The sequence below is a fragment of the Candidatus Melainabacteria bacterium genome (genome assembly GCA_003963305.1).
GTDB lineage: Bacteria > Cyanobacteriota > Vampirovibrionia > Obscuribacterales > Obscuribacteraceae > PALSA-1081.
The window spans coordinates 42,911-60,511 of the sequence record RXJR01000004.1 but is presented as its reverse complement, the minus strand read 5'-3'; the positions used below and the strand labels follow the sequence as shown (position 1 = coordinate 60,511).

Annotated in this window: 16 protein-coding genes; 10 read left to right on the top strand and 6 right to left on the bottom strand. The window is 48.6% G+C overall.

Features of this window, described 5'->3' with window-relative positions; genetic code table 11:
- Nucleotides 1-286 precede the first annotated feature (286 nt).
- The 3 genes from EKK48_04505 to EKK48_04495 all read left to right on the top strand — a co-directional run bounded on the left by EKK48_04505 (nucleotide 287) and on the right by EKK48_04495 (nucleotide 2,136).
- Nucleotides 287-610 (top strand): hypothetical protein, encoded by a 324-nt coding sequence (locus EKK48_04505; GenBank protein RTL44519.1) that lies wholly within the window; start codon nucleotides 287-289, stop codon nucleotides 608-610.
- A 135-nt stretch (nucleotides 611-745) separates the two neighbouring features.
- Nucleotides 746-1,222, top strand: coding sequence for a hypothetical protein (locus EKK48_04500; GenBank protein ID RTL44518.1), 477 nt, complete (start codon nucleotides 746-748; stop codon nucleotides 1,220-1,222).
- Between the two features lie 677 nt (nucleotides 1,223-1,899).
- Nucleotides 1,900-2,136 (top strand): XRE family transcriptional regulator, encoded by a 237-nt coding sequence (locus EKK48_04495; protein ID RTL44989.1) that lies wholly within the window; start codon nucleotides 1,900-1,902, stop codon nucleotides 2,134-2,136.
- 4 nt (nucleotides 2,137-2,140) lie between these two features.
- Here EKK48_04495 and EKK48_04490 read toward each other — a convergent pair whose 3' ends face one another.
- On the bottom strand, nucleotides 2,141-2,839 hold the full coding sequence (locus EKK48_04490) for a hypothetical protein (GenBank protein RTL44517.1): 699 nt from the start codon (nucleotides 2,837-2,839) through the stop codon (nucleotides 2,141-2,143).
- 140 nt (nucleotides 2,840-2,979) lie between these two features.
- On the opposite strand from EKK48_04490, the gene EKK48_04485 reads away from it, so the two are divergent.
- The 3 genes from EKK48_04485 to EKK48_04475 all read left to right on the top strand — a co-directional run bounded on the left by EKK48_04485 (nucleotide 2,980) and on the right by EKK48_04475 (nucleotide 6,267).
- Nucleotides 2,980-3,429, top strand: a complete 450-nt coding sequence (locus EKK48_04485; GenBank protein RTL44516.1) for an ArsR family transcriptional regulator — start codon at nucleotides 2,980-2,982, stop codon at nucleotides 3,427-3,429.
- Nucleotides 3,407-4,381 (top strand): hypothetical protein, encoded by a 975-nt coding sequence (locus tag EKK48_04480; protein ID RTL44515.1) that lies wholly within the window; start codon nucleotides 3,407-3,409, stop codon nucleotides 4,379-4,381. The genes EKK48_04485 and EKK48_04480 overlap by 23 nt, the downstream gene beginning before the upstream one ends.
- A 104-nt stretch (nucleotides 4,382-4,485) precedes the next feature.
- The gene (locus EKK48_04475; protein RTL44514.1) at nucleotides 4,486-6,267 is read left to right on the top strand and encodes a tetratricopeptide repeat protein; all 1,782 of its coding nucleotides are present in this window, start codon (nucleotides 4,486-4,488) and stop codon (nucleotides 6,265-6,267) included.
- A gap of 23 nt (nucleotides 6,268-6,290) precedes the next feature.
- Here the strand turns inward: EKK48_04475 and EKK48_04470 are convergent, their stop codons facing one another.
- Together EKK48_04470 and EKK48_04465 are read right to left on the bottom strand one after the other, a co-directional pair.
- The gene (locus EKK48_04470) at nucleotides 6,291-6,683 is read right to left on the bottom strand and encodes a hypothetical protein (protein RTL44513.1); all 393 of its coding nucleotides are present in this window, start codon (nucleotides 6,681-6,683) and stop codon (nucleotides 6,291-6,293) included.
- Entirely contained in the window at nucleotides 6,680-7,948 is a 1,269-nt protein-coding gene (locus tag EKK48_04465; GenBank protein ID RTL44512.1) for a hypothetical protein, read from the bottom strand. The genes EKK48_04470 and EKK48_04465 overlap by 4 nt, the downstream gene beginning before the upstream one ends.
- Before the next feature lie 329 nt (nucleotides 7,949-8,277).
- Between EKK48_04465 and EKK48_04460 the strand changes: the two genes are divergently transcribed.
- Entirely contained in the window at nucleotides 8,278-9,621 is a 1,344-nt protein-coding gene (locus EKK48_04460; GenBank protein RTL44511.1) for a sugar porter family MFS transporter, read from the top strand.
- A gap of 202 nt (nucleotides 9,622-9,823) precedes the next feature.
- Nucleotides 9,824-10,780 (top strand): hypothetical protein, encoded by a 957-nt coding sequence (locus tag EKK48_04455; protein RTL44510.1) that lies wholly within the window; start codon nucleotides 9,824-9,826, stop codon nucleotides 10,778-10,780.
- 15 nt (nucleotides 10,781-10,795) lie between these two features.
- On the opposite strand, the gene EKK48_04450 is transcribed toward EKK48_04455, so the two are convergent.
- On the bottom strand, nucleotides 10,796-11,575 hold the full coding sequence (locus EKK48_04450; protein ID RTL44509.1) for a tetratricopeptide repeat protein: 780 nt from the start codon (nucleotides 11,573-11,575) through the stop codon (nucleotides 10,796-10,798).
- 179 nt (nucleotides 11,576-11,754) lie between these two features.
- Between EKK48_04450 and EKK48_04445 the strand changes: the two genes are divergently transcribed.
- Nucleotides 11,755-11,967: a hypothetical protein gene (locus tag EKK48_04445; GenBank protein ID RTL44508.1), complete on the top strand. Its 213-nt coding sequence runs from the start codon at nucleotides 11,755-11,757 to the stop codon at nucleotides 11,965-11,967.
- Here the strand turns inward: EKK48_04445 and EKK48_04440 are convergent.
- Nucleotides 11,941-13,302, bottom strand: a complete 1,362-nt coding sequence (locus EKK48_04440) for a hypothetical protein (GenBank protein ID RTL44507.1) — start codon at nucleotides 13,300-13,302, stop codon at nucleotides 11,941-11,943. The two genes, EKK48_04445 and EKK48_04440, sit on opposite strands and share 27 nt — an antisense overlap.
- Nucleotides 13,274-14,401, bottom strand: coding sequence for a hypothetical protein (locus EKK48_04435; GenBank protein ID RTL44506.1), 1,128 nt, complete (start codon nucleotides 14,399-14,401; stop codon nucleotides 13,274-13,276). Before EKK48_04435 ends, EKK48_04440 begins: the two co-directional genes overlap by 29 nt.
- Before the next feature lie 523 nt (nucleotides 14,402-14,924).
- Between EKK48_04435 and EKK48_04430 the strand changes: the two genes are divergently transcribed.
- Entirely contained in the window at nucleotides 14,925-17,510 is a 2,586-nt protein-coding gene (locus EKK48_04430; GenBank protein RTL44505.1) for a hypothetical protein, read from the top strand.
- Nucleotides 17,511-17,601: the final 91 nt, after the last annotated feature.

Here is a 17,601-nt window from a genome sequence, read left to right as displayed (position 1 = left end):
TCCACCTCCGCCGCCACCCCCACCGCCGCCATGTGACGATCATCACGGGCATGGCAAAGATAAATAAGTAAGCCCGTTTGGTCCGTTCTGCGTTATGGCAGAACGGACCGACTTTTCGGGAGAATGTGATCAGGAACTACGGTCTTATCACCCGAATGGGTGTTGTTCTGGTGGATTAATCCTGAAATAAACCAACCATTCGATTGATGCACTTTGTGCGCTTTTGAGAGATACTCATCTGTAAGACCACGGTATCCCTCTTGCCTCTCTCCTGGAGATTTCAATCATGATTGCAAGAGCCGCTGGGGAAACTGTTCGCCAGGACAAAATAACTAAGCCAGAGCAGTGCATCTGTCGCAAATGTACACAGAACATCTTAGATCGCGGGCATACGCAGACTGAGATAAAGCACCGCAATGAAGGCCACGAAATAGTGCTTCACTGGTTAAATAATGTCGCTAGCCCCCATGAAGCTGGTCCAACTGCCGCGAATATCCTTCAAACAAGAGTACCTGGCTGGTCCCAGGCAGTTTTGGAGAATATCGAGAAAAACTGGGTGATTCAGGGGAAAAACCTGCGTATTACGCCAGATCAACATAGCTCAGGTTGACCGCTGTAACCCAATGGGGTGATTCTGACTGCCGCTCACTGTATCCGCCATATCGATAAGGTACACTGTAATCGACTTGTGCCGTAATCCTGCGTTCTTTAACGCATGATCTGCAGATACAGAGGCTGGTAAGACATGGCAAACTTGCAGGCTGGGAAGCCTCGTCCAGAGAACGACCCTTATCGCATCCTGGTGCTGATACAGAGTGAAGACCATCTGACCAAAATTAAAACGTCCTGCGAAGTGCTCGGTCAGCAGGTTGTGAGCTTTACCAGCCTCGAGAAGGCGTTTCATTTTCTAGAAACCAAAGATCATGTCGACGTCTGTATAGCTGAGGCTTTTCTGGAGGATGAGAGTTCGTTTGATTTTCTCAAACGAATGAAGCGCATGCCCAACCATGAACGAGTTCCCGTCATGCTTGTCGCTTGGGAACCCGGCGACGTGGCTAAATTTTGCGCGGATTCAGTTGCAAGCACTTCTACTGTTCTCGGTGCCTACAAGTTTTTGATCATGCCTGATTTTGATGTTGAACAGCTTATCAAGGAAGTGCAGGCAATTTTGCCTGAACGTAGACCGCCAAAACGAATGGAAGATCCGAAAGCTTCAAACTAGCAATGAGTTTGGAGTATTAGGAACCTTGTGTGCATCGCTGAAGTCTTACGCTTAGTTCGTGGGAGTCGGAGAATGCCTATGTCTAGAATTTTTGAAGATCAGGATGCAAAAGCTCTACTGCTTGTTAGTGCTCTCTTGTTCGGCGTGCTGCTTCTTGCAGGTTTGACTGTACCAAAAGGCCAGGACGCACCGTCAGCGGTGGCAACATCGAGTGCCTTAGTCGGGCCGCGTTAGGTAAACGCGGATCCGCCGCTTCAAGATGCAAGTAGCAATTGATTTTCTGCACTTCAAGTTCGAGTGCAAAAATTTCTCTGGTAATTTCGCTGGCTGTTCGCTCAGTCGCAAAGCAAGGATTCTGTTGAATTTGTGACATCAGCAACAAGCAAATTGCGAGTTTTGGTCGAATGCGCACGCGGTGATCTCAAAGGGGAGTTGATTGTAACTCAATGTCAATTAAGGACGACAATGCTCAATATTCCTTGTCGACTAAACCCAACGTTGAGTTAAGATTCCTTATGTGTGGCTAATCTCTGAGGTTAATGGCTTAGCTCATCTGTGTAAATGATGTACACTTTGATTTGTATTCGCTGTCGTCTATACTGTACGGTTTGCGGTTTCAAGTTTTTTGGAGTTTGAGGATTGAACGAGGTTTGGTTAAATTGAAACGTGACAGGCAGATTCTCTTGAACTGTCTCGGTCAGGCTATCAGCGCACGACGTGACAGACTGCGATTGACCCAAGCCGAACTCGCCATGCGGTCAGGGGTTGATCGTGCTTTCATAAGCAACATAGAAAACGGCAAGCGAAATCCTAGCTTCTCAGTTCTGGTGGACATAGCGAAAGGGCTGAATATCTCACTCTCGTTGTTGATGAGACATATAGATCGGAACATGCAAGAGCACAATGCAAATTAGTCGACTATTGCCGCTCGTTGACCAGTTCATTTTCAGTTGCTAGCTCATCATTTAGCAGCAACGGAACAATATATTTTTTCACGAAGAGGGGCATGCTGTTGCCCGAGTGATCTCCAAAGTGCAAGAGCTTCATCATTGATGGCTCCCAGTGCACCTCGTGGAGTTTCGAGTACTGCTTTGATAGCGCATCGTCATCGGGTCTGGTGAATCCCTTGAGACCGGCGCTCACTCCTCTGATACCATCTGCAGTTCCGAAGATGGATGTTCCAACATGCAGAAAAAGCAAATCTGCTGCAGAACAGAATGACACGACGTCGTGTCGAACTGCGCGTAGTGAATTCAGAAGTGGGTACGATGGAGATACCGCGGGTGACATCAGAATAACTCGATGTACACAGTTTTCAGGCAGATCGGCTAGCGCATTGAGAGCGACTGCTGTACCGGCGCTTTTTGCAACGATGTAGATTTTGCGGTTTGGATTGAATTTTTTGTACTTTGTAATTTCTGACGTTAGTTGTTTCGATTTCGCCAGTAAGTTCTCTCTATTGGTGAGATCATTGATGATGCGCATGTACCCGGTGCCCCAGCGAAAATGTTTCACTTCGTAGGGCTCGCCTGTCAGCGCGCGTTTGAGTACTAGCGGCGTAAAGCCGCTGCCGCCCGCTCCGTCGATTATGTAGACGATTGCACTTTTTTCAATCAATCAGTTCGACTCCAGATCAATGTCTTCAGTATATAAATAATTCTCGCGATGATGCGGACCGGATTCCATTAATCAGCTTGACGCATGGAACTCGGTGCAATATACTTAACCAAGCTGTTAATTAACCGATTGGTAAAATTGTGCAGGATTCGCTCAGTTTGACATTCTCAGCGCTGGCTGATCCGACGCGGCGGGCGATGTTGGCTCAGCTGAAGAACGGCGAAGCGAGCGTAACTGACCTGGCTAAGCCTTATGGGATGAGCTTGCCCGCAATTACCAAGCACATTAAAGTACTCGAGAAAGCCGGATTGATCACTAAGTCCAGGGAGGCTCAATGGCGTCCCTGCAGGCTCAAAGAAGATGGTCTGCGCGAGGCCGCTGACTGGATGGAAGAGTATCGAGCCTATTGGGAAGCTAGTTTAGATCGTCTAGAGGCTTATTTAAAAACTGTGACAACTGAGCAGAAGCCTGTGGTCCGAAAGAGTAAAAGAAACAGCTCAGCAGAGAAGAACACTATTACGGCTAAGGCGAAGGCGCCCGCTGGTAGAAGAAAGAAAGGAGAGAGAGATGCCCGCAAAGAAGAAATCTAACGAGTTGCGACTTACCCGAGTATACGATGCACCAGTGAAGGCTGTTTGGGATGCCTGGACTGATCCGTCCCAAGCTGCGCAATGGTGGGGACCTCGTGGATTCACAATCACAACTCACAGCAAAGATCTGTGTGTGGGCGGGCACTGGCACTACACGATGCATGGTCCTGATGGAGTTGATTATCCGAACAAAACAAAATATTTTGAGGTAGAGGAGTGTAAGAAGCTCGTTTACGATCACGGTGGTAACGACGAGCAGGAGCCGCTGTTTCGAGTGACAGTGCTGTTCTCAGAGAAGCACGGTAAGACCACAATGGATTTGACCATGTCTATGGCAACACCTGAGAAGGCAGCCGAGATTCGCGAGTTCATTAAGAAGGCTGGAGGTAACTCGACCTGGGATCGCCTGGCTGAATATGTCGCGAAACAGTCAGATAGTAAGGAGATTTTTGTTATCAATCGAACTTTCGACGCGCCTCTGGATGTGATGTTCGACTTGTGGACTGACCCGAACCATCTGTCGAAGTGGTCGCCGCCTACTGGTTTCGAAATGCAATTTATCAGATGTGATATCGCACCTGGTGGCAGAAGTTTCTATTGCATGGGTAATAATTCTGGTGTGAAGATGTATGGACGTGCTCACTATTTGGAAATTACAAGACCTCATCGCATCGTTTATACGCAGCAGTTTTGTGATGAGCAGGAGAATCTTGCTCGGCATCCTATGGCTCCGACATGGCCTGCAACGATGCTGACCACTGTCGAATTTGCAGCCGAAGACGAGAACCAGACCCGTGTCACTATAACCTGGGAATGCTATGGCGATACGACCGACGAAGAACTCGCGACATTCATTCAAGCTCGCGGCGGCATGACCATCGGCTGGACCGGCTCGTTCGACAAGCTCGATGATTATCTCGAAAAGGATTTACGCTCACTGTCTTCTAAATAATCCTATTCTATACAAGCCGGACTCTGAGACCTGATGTTAGTAATTAGTGCTCAGATGGTAAGAAATAAGGGGGAATCTGTACCAATCTACAGTTACAGGTCTTTATGCAGCAATTCGAAATCGAATTGAACCGTTGCGCCGCAATGATCAAGGCTGCTGACGAAGCATTTTCAAAGCACGATTATGTTGCGAGTGAGAGTCTGTATCACGCTTGTCTTGCCAGTCTTGACGAGATTTATGCCGGCGACAGTGTAACGATAGCCGATTGTTTAACGGGTCTGGGTGACAGTTATTACTTCCAGGATAAGTTCGGTTCCGCGTTGCCCATGTACCAACGCTTGTTGGTTATGCGTGAACGATTGACGGAAAGCACCCCGGCTTCGCTGATCAAGTCTCACTTTAAGCTCGCCAAAACGCACGAGAAGCTGAAAAATGATGCGGAAGCCGCCGATCACTACAAAAGAGCAAGGGAGATTTCCCAGCAGAAACTCGTGACCGGACATCCTCTTGGAACAACGCTACTTGAATCTTATGCGAAATATCTTCACAGGGTAGAACCTGACAGCCTTGCATACAAAGAGGTAGAGGAGAAAGCTCGAAAGAACCGCGAAGTCTATTTAGATCCCGTGCGCTTGAATATCAAGATTCTGGAGGGGCTTGCAGAGGTTCGCGACGGACAACTCGTCCTGGCAGAAGAAATCGCAAAGTTGGAAAAAGCCAGGCAAAAGGAAATGAGCGGAAAGATGGGGCTGGTTCTATCAGCACTTGGATGGCTCAAGTCTCGTCCGCGAATTGCATTAGCCCTACTAACATTACCATTAACGCTTTCTTTAATTACGTTGATTGGAGTCGCTAGCTACTACATCTTAGGCGGTGAAAAGGTTCAACCGCAGCTTGTGCAGCCAGGTCAAACTTTTCATACCGATGATGGTCATCTGGACGTATTTGTATTGCCAGAGCATCAACTTAAGGTGAGACGTGAGCAGAACTTCGCATCTAAATCATTCAACACAGTCAGTAATGCCTGGCGCGCACTGTATATGGTGTACATGCATCCGCAGTACGGCATGTTTTGGTTAGAAAAACACGGCAACACACTGGTAGATCAAAACGGAATGTCAGCAAGTCTCGGTGAAGCAGGGCCTGATCCTCTCTATGCGACGATGCTGGATGTTGCGGCTGAACTCCACTCGGAGCCGCTTAGAAAGCAAGCCGACTTGGAACTACCCCTCGATATTCAATTCAAGAATCCCTACACAGAGCAGATTGATCATGTTGAAATGCACAATGTGGCTTGCCGTAATGACTTGAAGAATGCTTCCAGCGTTTTTGGTGAGGAGCTGAATCAGTGCGAACGTAAGTCGGATCTTTCCACGCTTAGATCGATCACGGGAATTCGAGGACCATTTACAGATTCTCCTGTCGTTTGCTTGCGAATCAACGACGTCCGAAAGGCTTATTCTTACTGCCTGATTGGCTTTAATCGAAATGGCGCTCCTCTGCGTACGTGCGTTGGAAACACCGTGCTTAGATTGGAGAGCACAAACGGCGTTCCGTTCAAATCGAATTGCAAATTTTCCGAGGTGTCACCTTCGTCGGCAGCAACCTTTGCCAATCCAAATGGCACAGTAGTTGTTTCATCGACTACGCCCCAACGTGTCAGGGCACTTTGTTTTGCAGTTGTGGTCGATTTCGGCTTGATGCCATTCGTGATTTTGTTGGGTGTGCTGTTGCGGGAACAGATAAGTAAATGGTTCGACCAAAAGCATCTCAGTCGATCGGAACAAGGTGCTCATATGTTGGCGCTGGTTTATATCTGGTTCACACCGTTTTATTTGCTTTATACGTTTGCCGTATTTTGTTGGATGATCGTCGGATTCATTTAACCTCTATCCGACAAAAGTCACTTTTACCAGCCACCAGCGGTCATTGGATCTCCACCGGCTGCTTTGCCGCTGAATACTTGCCCTCTTATGCTGGCTGGATAGGACGACCATAACAGTCGGTGCGGATTTTTATTGACGGCGGTGAGCCAGTGCGTCAGAAACGCTTCCGAATGCGGAATAAGCTTACGTTTGAGCTCCGGCGAAGGCTCCGTTGTTAGGATTGGTTCATCGGTGACAAAAATATCCATATCTCCAGGCTTTGCCTTCGGATCGATTTTTGTTTGGAAGTTTCCGGTAGTGTCGATGATTCCCAGCGTACCAAGGTTAGTTGCGTATGCGCTCGCAACCCACATAAGTGGTATCAAAAGGAACACCACGCCGTATACGATTTGAAGTGATGTTCGGAGCTTATTCATTTTCCCTCCAGGCTTTTGGCTCGCCAGACTATCCGGTCGGCGAAATAGTGCAAGTAGAAGATAATCATTGAAAAAAAGACAGACAGTGTGTTGCTGCCAAGCCCGAACTGAAGCGGGGAAATTGGGGAAGATAAGCGCCTCATGATGATTGGCAGAAACAGTACGCACAATGTGACCGAGAGAATAGGTAAAGCGAATTTGTAAACCGACAACCATGTGCCTTGCGTTGTTGTTGTTGTTGTTGTTGTTGTTGTTGTTGGTTCCGCTTTTGTTTCTTTGACATGAATGTGCCATGCCAATGCCCAGTGCTGAGTGGCATGGAATAGCAAGGGTACAAGCAGGAATACGTAAGCCATGCCCGGTAGTATCAGTGGCAATAGTGTAAACAACGTTAGATTAGTCATAAGCAGCGTGGCAGTAATTGGTGGCCATTCTGCAGTTGTGACGCCCCTTCTCACAACGTTTCTTAGCAGTATGCATACACTGACTAGCGCTGCAGTCGCGAAAAAGTAAGGTATAAAGTGACGCATTAGATGCCCTGACGGAAAGAACATTTCAGGAATGCGTTCCCAGCCAAAAGGAATTGCAATGCTACAGGTTCCAGCTAGTGTCAAGCACCACGATACTATTGATAGTGCTTCTTTCTCTTGCGGAGAGATGGCATAGCCGGCATTTCGGCAGTAGATTTGTGAGATCGATATTGCCTGAGCGCACACGTGTTGGAGTAATACAGCAGGAAATGCTATCACGGCGGGTATGAACAGGAGCTCAATAAAAGGCACTGCCCAGCTCAAGAAACTTGATGACTGGTTGAAGGCTGTGAGGGTGAAGGCTATTGCAAGAGATGCGTAAATTGTCCAGATTGGAATTCGTTCTTTGACAAAGCGCCTGTCACGCTTGCTGAATGTTGTGTAATAGCGAATTATCGAAGTAAATTGATGCGATTCGCCGATCAAGAGAGATGCGACTATGAAGACAGTTGCAAGGCTTTGTTGCGGCAAAAATGGTGAACCGATTTGCCTGTCGGCTGCTGAGATGAAGAAGAAAATCGCGCCGATCAGCCATGGCGCGAAGCCACAAACGAAGAGCAAATCGAGCGCTGGCGACATTAAATATGGTGTAGCGAGCAGCTTCTTGGGTTCAAGTTTAAATGGATTTGTTGGGGATGAGACTTTGCGCGAGAACTTGAATGACAAACCATCGGACCGGTGTTCTATCTCATACTGCCTGGCGAGCAGTGATTTTTGTAGAAATGATGTTGTCATCTAGAGTCCCCTCAAGCCAAGCCCGGCAAATGGTTCCATTGTTAGGTGTCACCAGGCGTATTAACTGTTACCCGAGGGGTGCTGGCACTCGGTCACAGCAGGAATTAGTAAGTGGAGTGATTATGGGCGTCCTCAGATTGCTCCGCCATGGGGAAATGCCTAGAGTGCTACTCGTGAATATTCGTAGATATCATCGCTTGACGGGCTTGGCAACTTTCGTCAGGAAATTCAGATTGTGAACGCCATTTGTGGAGGTGGTTCGGCTATATTGTGTGTCGGCGAGAGAGCTCGTCAAGACCACGTCGCACTTACCACTCAATTGGGATCGTATGGGTTCAAACTTCGTTTATTTGGTTGCGGCAATCGCTGCGCTATCTGGTCTACTGTTTGGTTACGACACGGGCGTTATATCTGGCGCTCTACCATTTATCAAAAACCAGTTCACGCTCTCTGCAGAGGGCGAGGGAATGGTCGTCAGTGGTGTTCTATTTGGTGCCACGTTCAGCTCTATGGTCAGTGGCAGTTTGACCGACAAATTTGGTCGCAAAAAGGTTTTATTGACTACTGCATTGCTCTTCGCCGCTGGTTCCATTCTTGCTGCCTATGCTCCGGCGGTGAATATGCTCGTGCTCGGACGAGTAATCTTGGGATTGGCCATTGGCGTCGCCAGCTTCGCTGCGCCACTCTACATCGCTGAAATGTCACCGCCTAAAGTGCGGGGAACGCTCGTTGCGATGAATCAACTGGCGATCGTAACTGGAATCTTATTGTCTTATTTGATTGACTACGTTTTCTCGGCCAACGGTGACTGGCATTCGATGATCGTACTGGGCACGGTTCCTGCCGTTTTGCTTGCCCTGGGCATGTTGACCTTGCCCGAAAGTCCACGCTGGTTGCTTGTTAATCAACAGGAAGATAAAGCCAGCGAGGTTCTAAAAAAGGTTCGCGGTACCGATGATGTTTCAGAAGAGTTTGATGAAATACGCACTTCGCTTGAGCAAGAGAAAGGCGACTGGAGAGAATTTTTCGCACCGCATTTGCGCGCGGCCCTGATTGTTGGAGTTGGATTGGGCGCTTTTCAGCAGTTTACCGGCATCAATACAGTTATTTACTATGCTCCGAAAATTTATAAGGCGGCAGGTTTGACGTCTGACTCTGTAGGAATCATGGCTACAGCCGGAGTCGGACTGGTCAATTTGATCATGACTATTGTCAGTCTTGTCCTCATCGATAGGGTTGGACGTCGACCTCTCTTGATTGTCGGCAACATTGGCATGTTGCTCAGTCTTGGCGCCCTGTCTCTCACATTCTTGTTCAATGCGTCGGCAGAAACATTGAAGTTCGTTGGAATAGGTTCGACTTTCGTCTACGTTGGTTTTTTTGCAATCAGCCTTGGTCCAGTTTTCTGGGTCATGATTAGCGAGATTTATCCGCTGCGAATCCGTGGATTTGCCATGGCGATGGCTACAGCTCTTAGCTGGTTGAGCAACATGATAGTCAGTTATTCATTTCCAGTCGTGCTGGATAAATTCGGCATAGGTGCGACATTTGGCGGCTATGCGCTGATCACGCTTGCGTCTTTGATTTTCTGCATGAAGCTGGTTCCAGAGACTAAAGGACTATCGCTCGAATCAATTGAGAATCAAGAGAGAAAGGGCGCTTTCCACACGTGATCAGGGCGTTGATTGTTTGATTGAGGTGCGGATAGAGTGCGCCGTCTAAAAGAGATAAATTGCAGATTGGTCACGCTGACGTAACGATCCGAAATTACGCTTTTTGAGGTTGGATCCAATCAGTAACCAGTGTTCGAACAGTCTTTGAACTGTAGCGCTTAGTGCTTCACTGTAGTGCTTCAATGAATTCAATCTTCGCCGGATGGCACCAGATAATACGCGGGAGCAGACCGTGACTCGTGGACGCGAAATTGATGATAACTGGCGCACCACGACCAGTAGCACTGAGCGTCTCGCCGCCGATCGTTTTGTCAGTGAGTCATATCAAAGATTCGACTTTTCTGATAGGCGGTCAGGTGAGGTCATGCGGCAAAATTCCAGAGACATTGAGCAATCCAAGACTTTCGATACTTTTGCCATCAATCTTCAGGGTCCACCTGATCTCAACAAGCTGATTCGCGGCAAGCAACCAGACTGGTATGAAATTGACCTGGATGAAACGAGTCGGTCGAACCGTTCGGATGCTCGGACTGGCGGCGTTTATAACCCTGTGGTGGAAGCTTTGCGCCAGCGAGGCATAAAACCGATTGCCTACATGAATGGTGGTGCGTGGCAGCCCGGGCAGAGTGATTCAGGTGAGCTTCCGCACGCCATGAAAGGTCAAGCACTGCCTGGTTGGCCCGGCGAGCGCTGGGTCGACGTGAGGCACATAGATGCACCGGGAAACAAGTTGGCCGAAATATTGAAGAATCGAATGGATAAGGCTAAAGCGATGGGGTTCGCTGGAATAGATGTAGACAACACAGACGGGTGGGATAATGCCACCGGCAAAAGCATAACCTATTCCGATGGAATTAAGTTCAATAAGTGGCTGGCAGAACAAGCTCACAGTCGCGGCTTAGCTATATTCTTGAAAAACAATGGTAAGCAAGCGTCGGAGTTGGAGCCATTTTTCGATGGTGCCGTTGTCGAGCATGCACTGAAACCTGGGAGTGGTGACCCACCTTCTCACGCATATCAGGTTTTTACTCGGCGTGGCAAAGCAGTATTCGACATCGAGTACAGCGAGCCAGGAGCGCAATCAAGAAAAATTGCCGGAGAGTACGGTTACACAGTAGTGCGTGAGAACTTGAAGTTGGATGGTTCGTCCACAGCTTGAGCGTGCGTTATAGGTTTAAACAACCTTTACTCCAAACTTCTCTTCGACTTCTGCTATTTTTTCTTCTTCGCCTCGCTCTCGCAGCACTTGAACCAGCCAACGCACTGCTCTGACAATGCTCGGATGCTTACTACCTTTGCGGTATTCCATTTTTTGAATGCTGTCTTCGAGCGCTCCCAAAAATTCTTTCTCATTTTCCACGTGGCATAAGTTGTAGAGAAGACTGGCCCGCTCATACTCGGTCGTCTCAGATTGATGTGTGGTCGTCAACAATTCCATTGCCGACAGCACCAATTCGCCTGCGTCATGTGAGTCGCCTTGTTTCAAATACACGGTAGCGAGATCACTCATTGCGTAGGCGAGCTGAACTGCGCCTGCAACGCCGACTGTCTCGAGCAGACGGCATGCTTCTTGTAAGTATTGTTCGGCTGCGTCGTAATCTTGCTTCTGAGAAGCGATCTCTGCCAGAAATCGCAGTGCCACCGCATGTAGTTCCTTGAGCGCCGGTTCGCTTCTGGATGATAACGTGCGGACTACTTCATTCAACTTGTTACGGGCTTTTTCCATATCGCCCAGAGCAAGCGCATTTGCAGCCTGACCAACCAGGCACGTGTTAACAGCAAAGTCTTTTTCCGGTAAGTGTTTTCCCTGTTCGAGCGCTTGTGCCAGAAGGTCTTCACCTTGTTTGAAGTTCCCGGTTGCATATGCACCCCGGGCTGCTGTAAATCGAGACTTCCACATTCGCGTTTCTGCGTCAGTCGATTCCATTGCATCTGTCAGTCTTTGTTTTGACATGATTCCCTCGGCGTTCACATACCCGCCATTTGCCCAGACGCAGCAATTATACGGGTCTCTGCTAAATTTCATATCAGTCTTAAGGCCGACCTGCAATAATCAGTATCGACAAATGATTCTCAAGAGCCCGTTTCAATCAACGTGGAGTGCATGATGATTAAAACTTGTCCAGGGAAATTTTGAAATCTCGAAATCTTCACGATGATGTGCACATGGTCTTTTCGCATACCTGGCAGTCCAAGGTTCGCGCAGATGAAAGGGCCGCTTTTCTTGATGCTGCTTTGCGGAAAGAGCTTGGTGAAGAGGACTTCAATGAAGTTCGCAGAATCAAGGGATGGATGGATGCACATCCCAAATCGGCTCAGTTATTCGCTTTTCTGATGCGCAAGTGACGCGATTTCCGGCCATGCATCCTGGAAAATGGGGGAGCCGAGGTTGCGACCATCGAGGTCGATTTGCAGAGGTTCGGCACAACCTTTGATTTGTTTCGTGGAAATCAGCTTATAGCTCAGTTCCGGCAGTGGTTTGTGCTCGATCTGCGACAGGACATCAGTCAATGGGATGATTGATTCGTCGACCAGTATGGTGGCAACATAAGGAAATTTTGGCGAAATCGTAGTGAGAATCAACCCTCGAATGTGCTTAAACGAGTTGATAATCATTGGGCGTTTGCAATTGCATGTAAGACCGTTAACAGTAAGCGTGGCTTGGGTCAGGTGAACATCGGTCGGCGTCGGGTTACTAGTTAGCTCTGTACTCGCGGTTTGTATTGGCTTCAGTTTGGAAAGGAGGTAACCAGGCAATTGATCTTGAACGTCCAGCTTGTGCGCCTGCGAAAGTTCTTCAATCATTTGATCTGTGCTTCTCGCTCTTGCAGCAACTGCTGCCAGTGCAAGGTGGAAGACCGGTGGGTTTGGGTTTAGCTTGAGTGCTTGCCTGTAGGCGCTGTCGGAGTTCTTCAGCCAGGCACCATATTTGGTGGAATCGTAGGCGACAAGCCTGGCTTTTTCGTCGAATATTTGTCCGAGTTGGAAAAATGTGCCTGAGCTTTCACTTTTCTCTAGATTTGCTCCTGCTATTTCCAAGATCTCTGTTGCTTCGCTTGGATTGAGGACTGAAGAAATTTTTGCTGCGCTGATATAAACTTCCTCATCGCAGGAATGGCATTCTGTCAGTACTCGTTTTAGTATTTCATGCGCGGCGTGAAGATCGTTGTTTCTGATTTTGCCTATATAGAGTTGAAGCAGACCTTTTGATTTTTCTTCTGGTGTCTTCGCCAATTCGAGCGCCGCAGCGCTCATAGTCTCGGCCAGGTCTGGTCTTTTCAAAAATAGAAATGCCTGGCCGAGCTTATAATCGCGTTCGAATGAGTCAGAATTTTGTGCTGATATCTTTTGTAAGAGGGCGATGCTCTCCACCGAGCGATCCATTATCAGGAGTGACTGTGATTGTGCCAGGGCGGCTCTCCAGTCATTGGGTGCCGCCTGGCGCGCTTTTTCGAAGTACGAGATGGCTTTGACCTGCTCTCCTTTCGACTGTTCCTCGATGCCGAGAGCAATCAGTCGATCGACTTTCTGTGCTGCTGCCTGGCTGTGTTGAGGAGCCGATCTCGATGGAAGAGGCAGCAGACCGATCAGGAGAACTGCGGCTGCAGTTGCAGCAGCTTTGCGCCTGTTTGCTCCGAGCAGATTCGATAAGCTATTGCGAACCACTTTGAACTTGTCCAAATGGATACGCTTCAAGCGTTATGTCGATGTCACCGCCCGCTGGTGAAGAGCCTCGCTGCACTTCACAAATGCCGTATCCGACAAAGGGTATCGGCGGATTTGCAGCAATGTCGTACAGCTTTTTGTGATATTGAGGATCGTAATATTTGCTGGCTGGGAGAGATGGCACTCCAGGCGGCGGGTTTTGATACGCTGTCAGTGCCGGATTTGGCGTTCCGGCTGGTGGATTTTGATTGGTCGGATAATAGTTGATGGCGTTGTCGCATCCCACGTCCATGGTTGGATATGGTATCGGTGCGTTATTGTCTGCCTGGAGGCAACCGGACTTTTGCGTGCCCGGAGGAGTGGCTGGCACTGTCACGTTGTTGTAGCGTGAGGCACAGTTGGTGCAACCGTAGGGATAAACACCAGGGTTTCCGTAGTTGCCGTAAAAGTTAGGTCCCGGTCCGGGGCTGTTCTCTATTTGTCCGACCGGAATAAGAGCGCCGCCTGAAGAACGATAAGCACTGTTTGTCCAGGCGTTTGGCAGTTTCATCTTCCATTGTGCGTTTACGCCATTGACCTCGCTGATGTCTACAGTGTCGTAGACACTGTTTTTCACGTTCAATTCGACAAAAGTTGCTCCGGCCGGCGTCGCGGTCGAGGGTGAGCCGTAAGTGAATGGGTATGAGAAGCAGCTATTCGAGAACCAGCATGTAGTCGGATCTTGTCCCTGCAGGCTTGAATCAACAGGCACCCAGATTGCCAGATGCACTGGTGTCTGGGCGTAGTTGGTTATCTGCGCCGTCTGTTTAGGACCCAACTTGAAATACCAGATTGCCGTGTTCACCGCTCCATAACAATTGGGCGGATTCATCAATGTAATTGGCTGCTGCGTTGCTTTGTCGATTATCGAACTTGCGTTTATGCTGCCTGTGTAGTCTTGCAGCAGGAATATTTGTGTTTTGGGCGAATTTACGGATTGATGTACGTAGATGTTATTGGTTACAGCGGAGCTCTGGCGAACTTGTTGTTTTGCTGAAGCACTCTCAGGCGTGACCAGCGTGTTAAGGGCTGTTACCGCTGTCGCCAGTGCGGCTAAATATTTCAACCATCTCATTTGAGACATACCTCCGGTTTACGCCCCTAGTTTACTTCATATAGATACATAGTTGAGCGAGAATTGAGTAAGGTCTTCGTTTGCACCAGAAGTGTCTGGAACTCTTGCTTTCATTGAGCTTGCGCGCGTTTGAAATGCACCCGCGACCATGTGGTGACTGAGGTCTGACACTCTTTGTAATTGACAGGCAAAAATAGTAGAGCTATTTTCTAAATGCGTATTTGCGAAATTTCTTAATTTAGGTTGCAGTTTCAGTCTTATGCGACTTATTCAAATCTTCCCAGTGCGTTCTTGATCAGTGTTTTTTAAATGATTAGCCAGACTTCGGTTCCGGTCTTGTCTGGGCCGTCTCCTGGCGTGATCAATAGGGCGAGCAGGACTAAAACTACATGTTTCAGACTGGTTTTAAAACCAAGCGGCTATTAGTCACCATATATGATGGCAGCGCTATGATGCATGTTGGCATTTTTGGTTCGGTTATCGCCAGTATATGCGCCGCGTAACCTAGTGGGAATCAGTCATCATGAATAACACCTCTGCTGCCGTATCTGTAAACAAGCAAAAGGTTCACGAGAGAAGGCAAAAGAGGGTACCTCAGAATGGACTGAAAGGTTTGAGGTACTGGAAGTACGATTTGCTTGCGGGTCTGGTTGTTTCTCTGGTTTCGGTTCCGCTGTCTCTTGGTATTGCGCTTTCATCGGGCGCTCCCCCGATTTGTGGTTTGACGTCTGAAATCGTGGCAGGCTTGATCTTTCCGTTTTTAGGAGGAGCCTACGTAACTATCAGTGGACCAGCAGCGGGTCTGGCACCTGTTCTGTACTCTTCTATTTTGACTCTCGGTCACGGCAACATGGACACCGGCTATCGTATGGTCACTGGTGTGATCATGCTGGCTGGCGTGGTTCAGCTGATTTTGACCTGGCTTAAAGCTGCCAGATTCAGTTATGTGTTTCCGAGCGCTGCTATTCAGGGAATGCTTGCCTCTATTGGCTTCATGTTGATCGCCAAGCAAATTCCGCACTTTATCGGGCATCCGTATAAGGCTCACGAATTTTGGGGAATGGTAAATGAGACGCCGCAATCGGTAGTACATGTTCAGCCGCAGGTAATGGCTATTTCGTCGATTTGCCTGGCCCTACTGTTTCTGTTGCCGCGGCTGAGAATCTCCAAATTGAACACCATTCCACCGCAATTGATTGTGGTGATAGTCTCGATCGGGCTGGGCATGTTTTGGCACCTCGATTCGAGATTTTTAGTTTCCGTGCCCGATAATCTGCTGGCTCATGGAATTGTGACACCAGACTTTCATGCGCTATTTTCGGACCCTTCCCTGGTTGGTTCGATCATCGTCGCCGTTTTGACCCTGACGTTTGTCGATGGTACTGAGTCTTTAGCCACCATTCTGGCGGTGGATAAAATTGACCCATGGCGCCGTAAGTCGAGCCCCGACCGTACGTTGCTGGCAATGGGCATATCCAATATCTGCTCCAGTTTGATTGGCGGATTGACGATTATCCCGGGCATCATCAAGAGTACGACTTGTATCCACAGTGGCGGCAGAACCGCCTGGGTGAATTTCTACAATGCTCTCTTTTTGATCTTATTTCTTGTCGCCGCCAGCGGTATCATAAAAATGATTCCGATGGGAGCTCTCGCCGCTGTTCTTGTCCATATCGGCTGGAAATTAGCGGGACCTCACAAGTGGAGATATGTCTGGTCGACGGGACGCGAGCAATTGCTTGTGTTTCTCGTGACGATAATTGTCACTGTCAGCACCGACCTGCTTATCGGTATCCTGGCTGGAATCCTCACCAAGATAGTATTGCTCAATTATTTTGCTGCCAAAGCGGCAGGAAAGTTCGATCTTGCTTCGCTGCCGCGCATGTTCATGAACCCTATCGAGAGCACCGAGAGTGACGAAAATGCCATTCTGCTCAAATTATCGGGTCCTGTTGTTTGTTTCAATTCGCTCTATTTGAGAAGTGCTTGCGAAAATGCTGTCTCCGAGAGAAAGACAATTCGTCTTCAATTCTCACCCACGGTGAACATTGTTGACCACTCCAGTCTGACATTTTTGCAATCTTTCCAACAGACTTGCAGAAAAGCCGGAATAATAGTCACGCTCGAGGGATTAGCCGGTCTGAAGGGACGTTCACCTGTTCGAACTTCGCTTAAATATCGACCTCCCTTCCATGCCATTACTTCTCAAGGCTTCAAAGTCGTTCTTGCCGTTGATGGATCCGAACCATCGAGAATAGCGATTGAAGAAGTTGCGAACACCACGTGGCCGAAAGATACAGAGGTTATGGTCGCGACTGTCTTGAATATGCCGTTTGGTTTGACGATCACAAAGAAACACGAGGAGAGAGCTCAGGCACTCGTAGATGAAGCGGTTGCTCTGCTTCGTTCCAGCAATCCATCGATAGGAAAAGTACAGTCGGTCCTGTTGGAAGGTGATACCAAATCTGAGATCGGGGCACTTTTGAAGGAGAGTCGTCCTGACTTGTTGGTGACCGGCGCACGCCTGAAGCGCCGCATGGAAAGTATTTCGCACGCGCTCTTGCTGACGGCGCAATGTTCAGTGCGCATTTGCCGCCCGAAACACTCAGAGGAGGGACGTCGCGTTCTGCTGGGTCTGGATGGATCGAAATATTCTGCCAATGCGCTTGAGCAAGTGGCTTGTCGACCATGGGCTTCGAACACAGAGTTTATATGTGTCAGCGCTGTTCCTGAGATTTCTGATTATCTGGCTCACTATCCCGATTTCTACGAGATCGATGAGCTTGAAAGGAATCGAAATAAGCAGGTGCAGGCTGCTAGTTTGATTCTTGAAGAGGCCAAGCAAGCTTTGGCTTCGCATGTTCCGGACAGCAAAATTCAAACCAGGCTGGTTGACGGCGATCCAAAAGAAGCGCTTTTGGCTCTGGCGGAAGAAGAGTCAGTCGACTTGATCGTGCTTGGATCGGCTGGAAAGAATTTTGCTGAGCGCCTGGTTGTGGGAAGTGTTTCGGAAGCCGTTGCGGTCTGGGCTAATTGCTCGGTCGAGGTCGTTGAGGTAATGAGCACAGCCACCGGACCCGGTGTCGACGAAGAGTCGGCGGGGCACTAGGTAGAGCGCATGGAGCACAATCAATTTATGTGGACTGCCCTGGTAGTTGTGTCGGTTCTGCTGTGCTAAATTTGCAGGACCGTAAAGGTTC

Bases quoted from the DNA above. Each gene is read 5' to 3' on its own strand.
- EKK48_04505 (RTL44519.1), top strand. From the start codon at position 287: ATGATTGCAAGAGCCGCTGGGGAAACTGTTCGCCAGGACAAAATAACT.
- EKK48_04500 (RTL44518.1), top strand. From the start codon at position 746: ATGGCAAACTTGCAGGCTGGGAAGCCTCGTCCAGAGAACGACCCTTAT.
- EKK48_04480 (RTL44515.1), top strand. From the start codon at position 3,407: ATGCCCGCAAAGAAGAAATCTAACGAGTTGCGACTTACCCGAGTATAC.
- EKK48_04475 (RTL44514.1), top strand. From the start codon at position 4,486: ATGCAGCAATTCGAAATCGAATTGAACCGTTGCGCCGCAATGATCAAG.
- EKK48_04470 (RTL44513.1), bottom strand. From the start codon at position 6,683: ATGAATAAGCTCCGAACATCACTTCAAATCGTATACGGCGTGGTGTTC.
- EKK48_04465 (RTL44512.1), bottom strand. From the start codon at position 7,948: ATGACAACATCATTTCTACAAAAATCACTGCTCGCCAGGCAGTATGAG.
- EKK48_04460 (RTL44511.1), top strand. From the start codon at position 8,278: ATGGGTTCAAACTTCGTTTATTTGGTTGCGGCAATCGCTGCGCTATCT.
- EKK48_04455 (RTL44510.1), top strand. From the start codon at position 9,824: ATGGCACCAGATAATACGCGGGAGCAGACCGTGACTCGTGGACGCGAA.
- EKK48_04450 (RTL44509.1), bottom strand. From the start codon at position 11,575: ATGTCAAAACAAAGACTGACAGATGCAATGGAATCGACTGACGCAGAA.
- EKK48_04435 (RTL44506.1), bottom strand. From the start codon at position 14,401: ATGAGATGGTTGAAATATTTAGCCGCACTGGCGACAGCGGTAACAGCC.
- EKK48_04430 (RTL44505.1), top strand. From the start codon at position 14,925: ATGAATAACACCTCTGCTGCCGTATCTGTAAACAAGCAAAAGGTTCAC.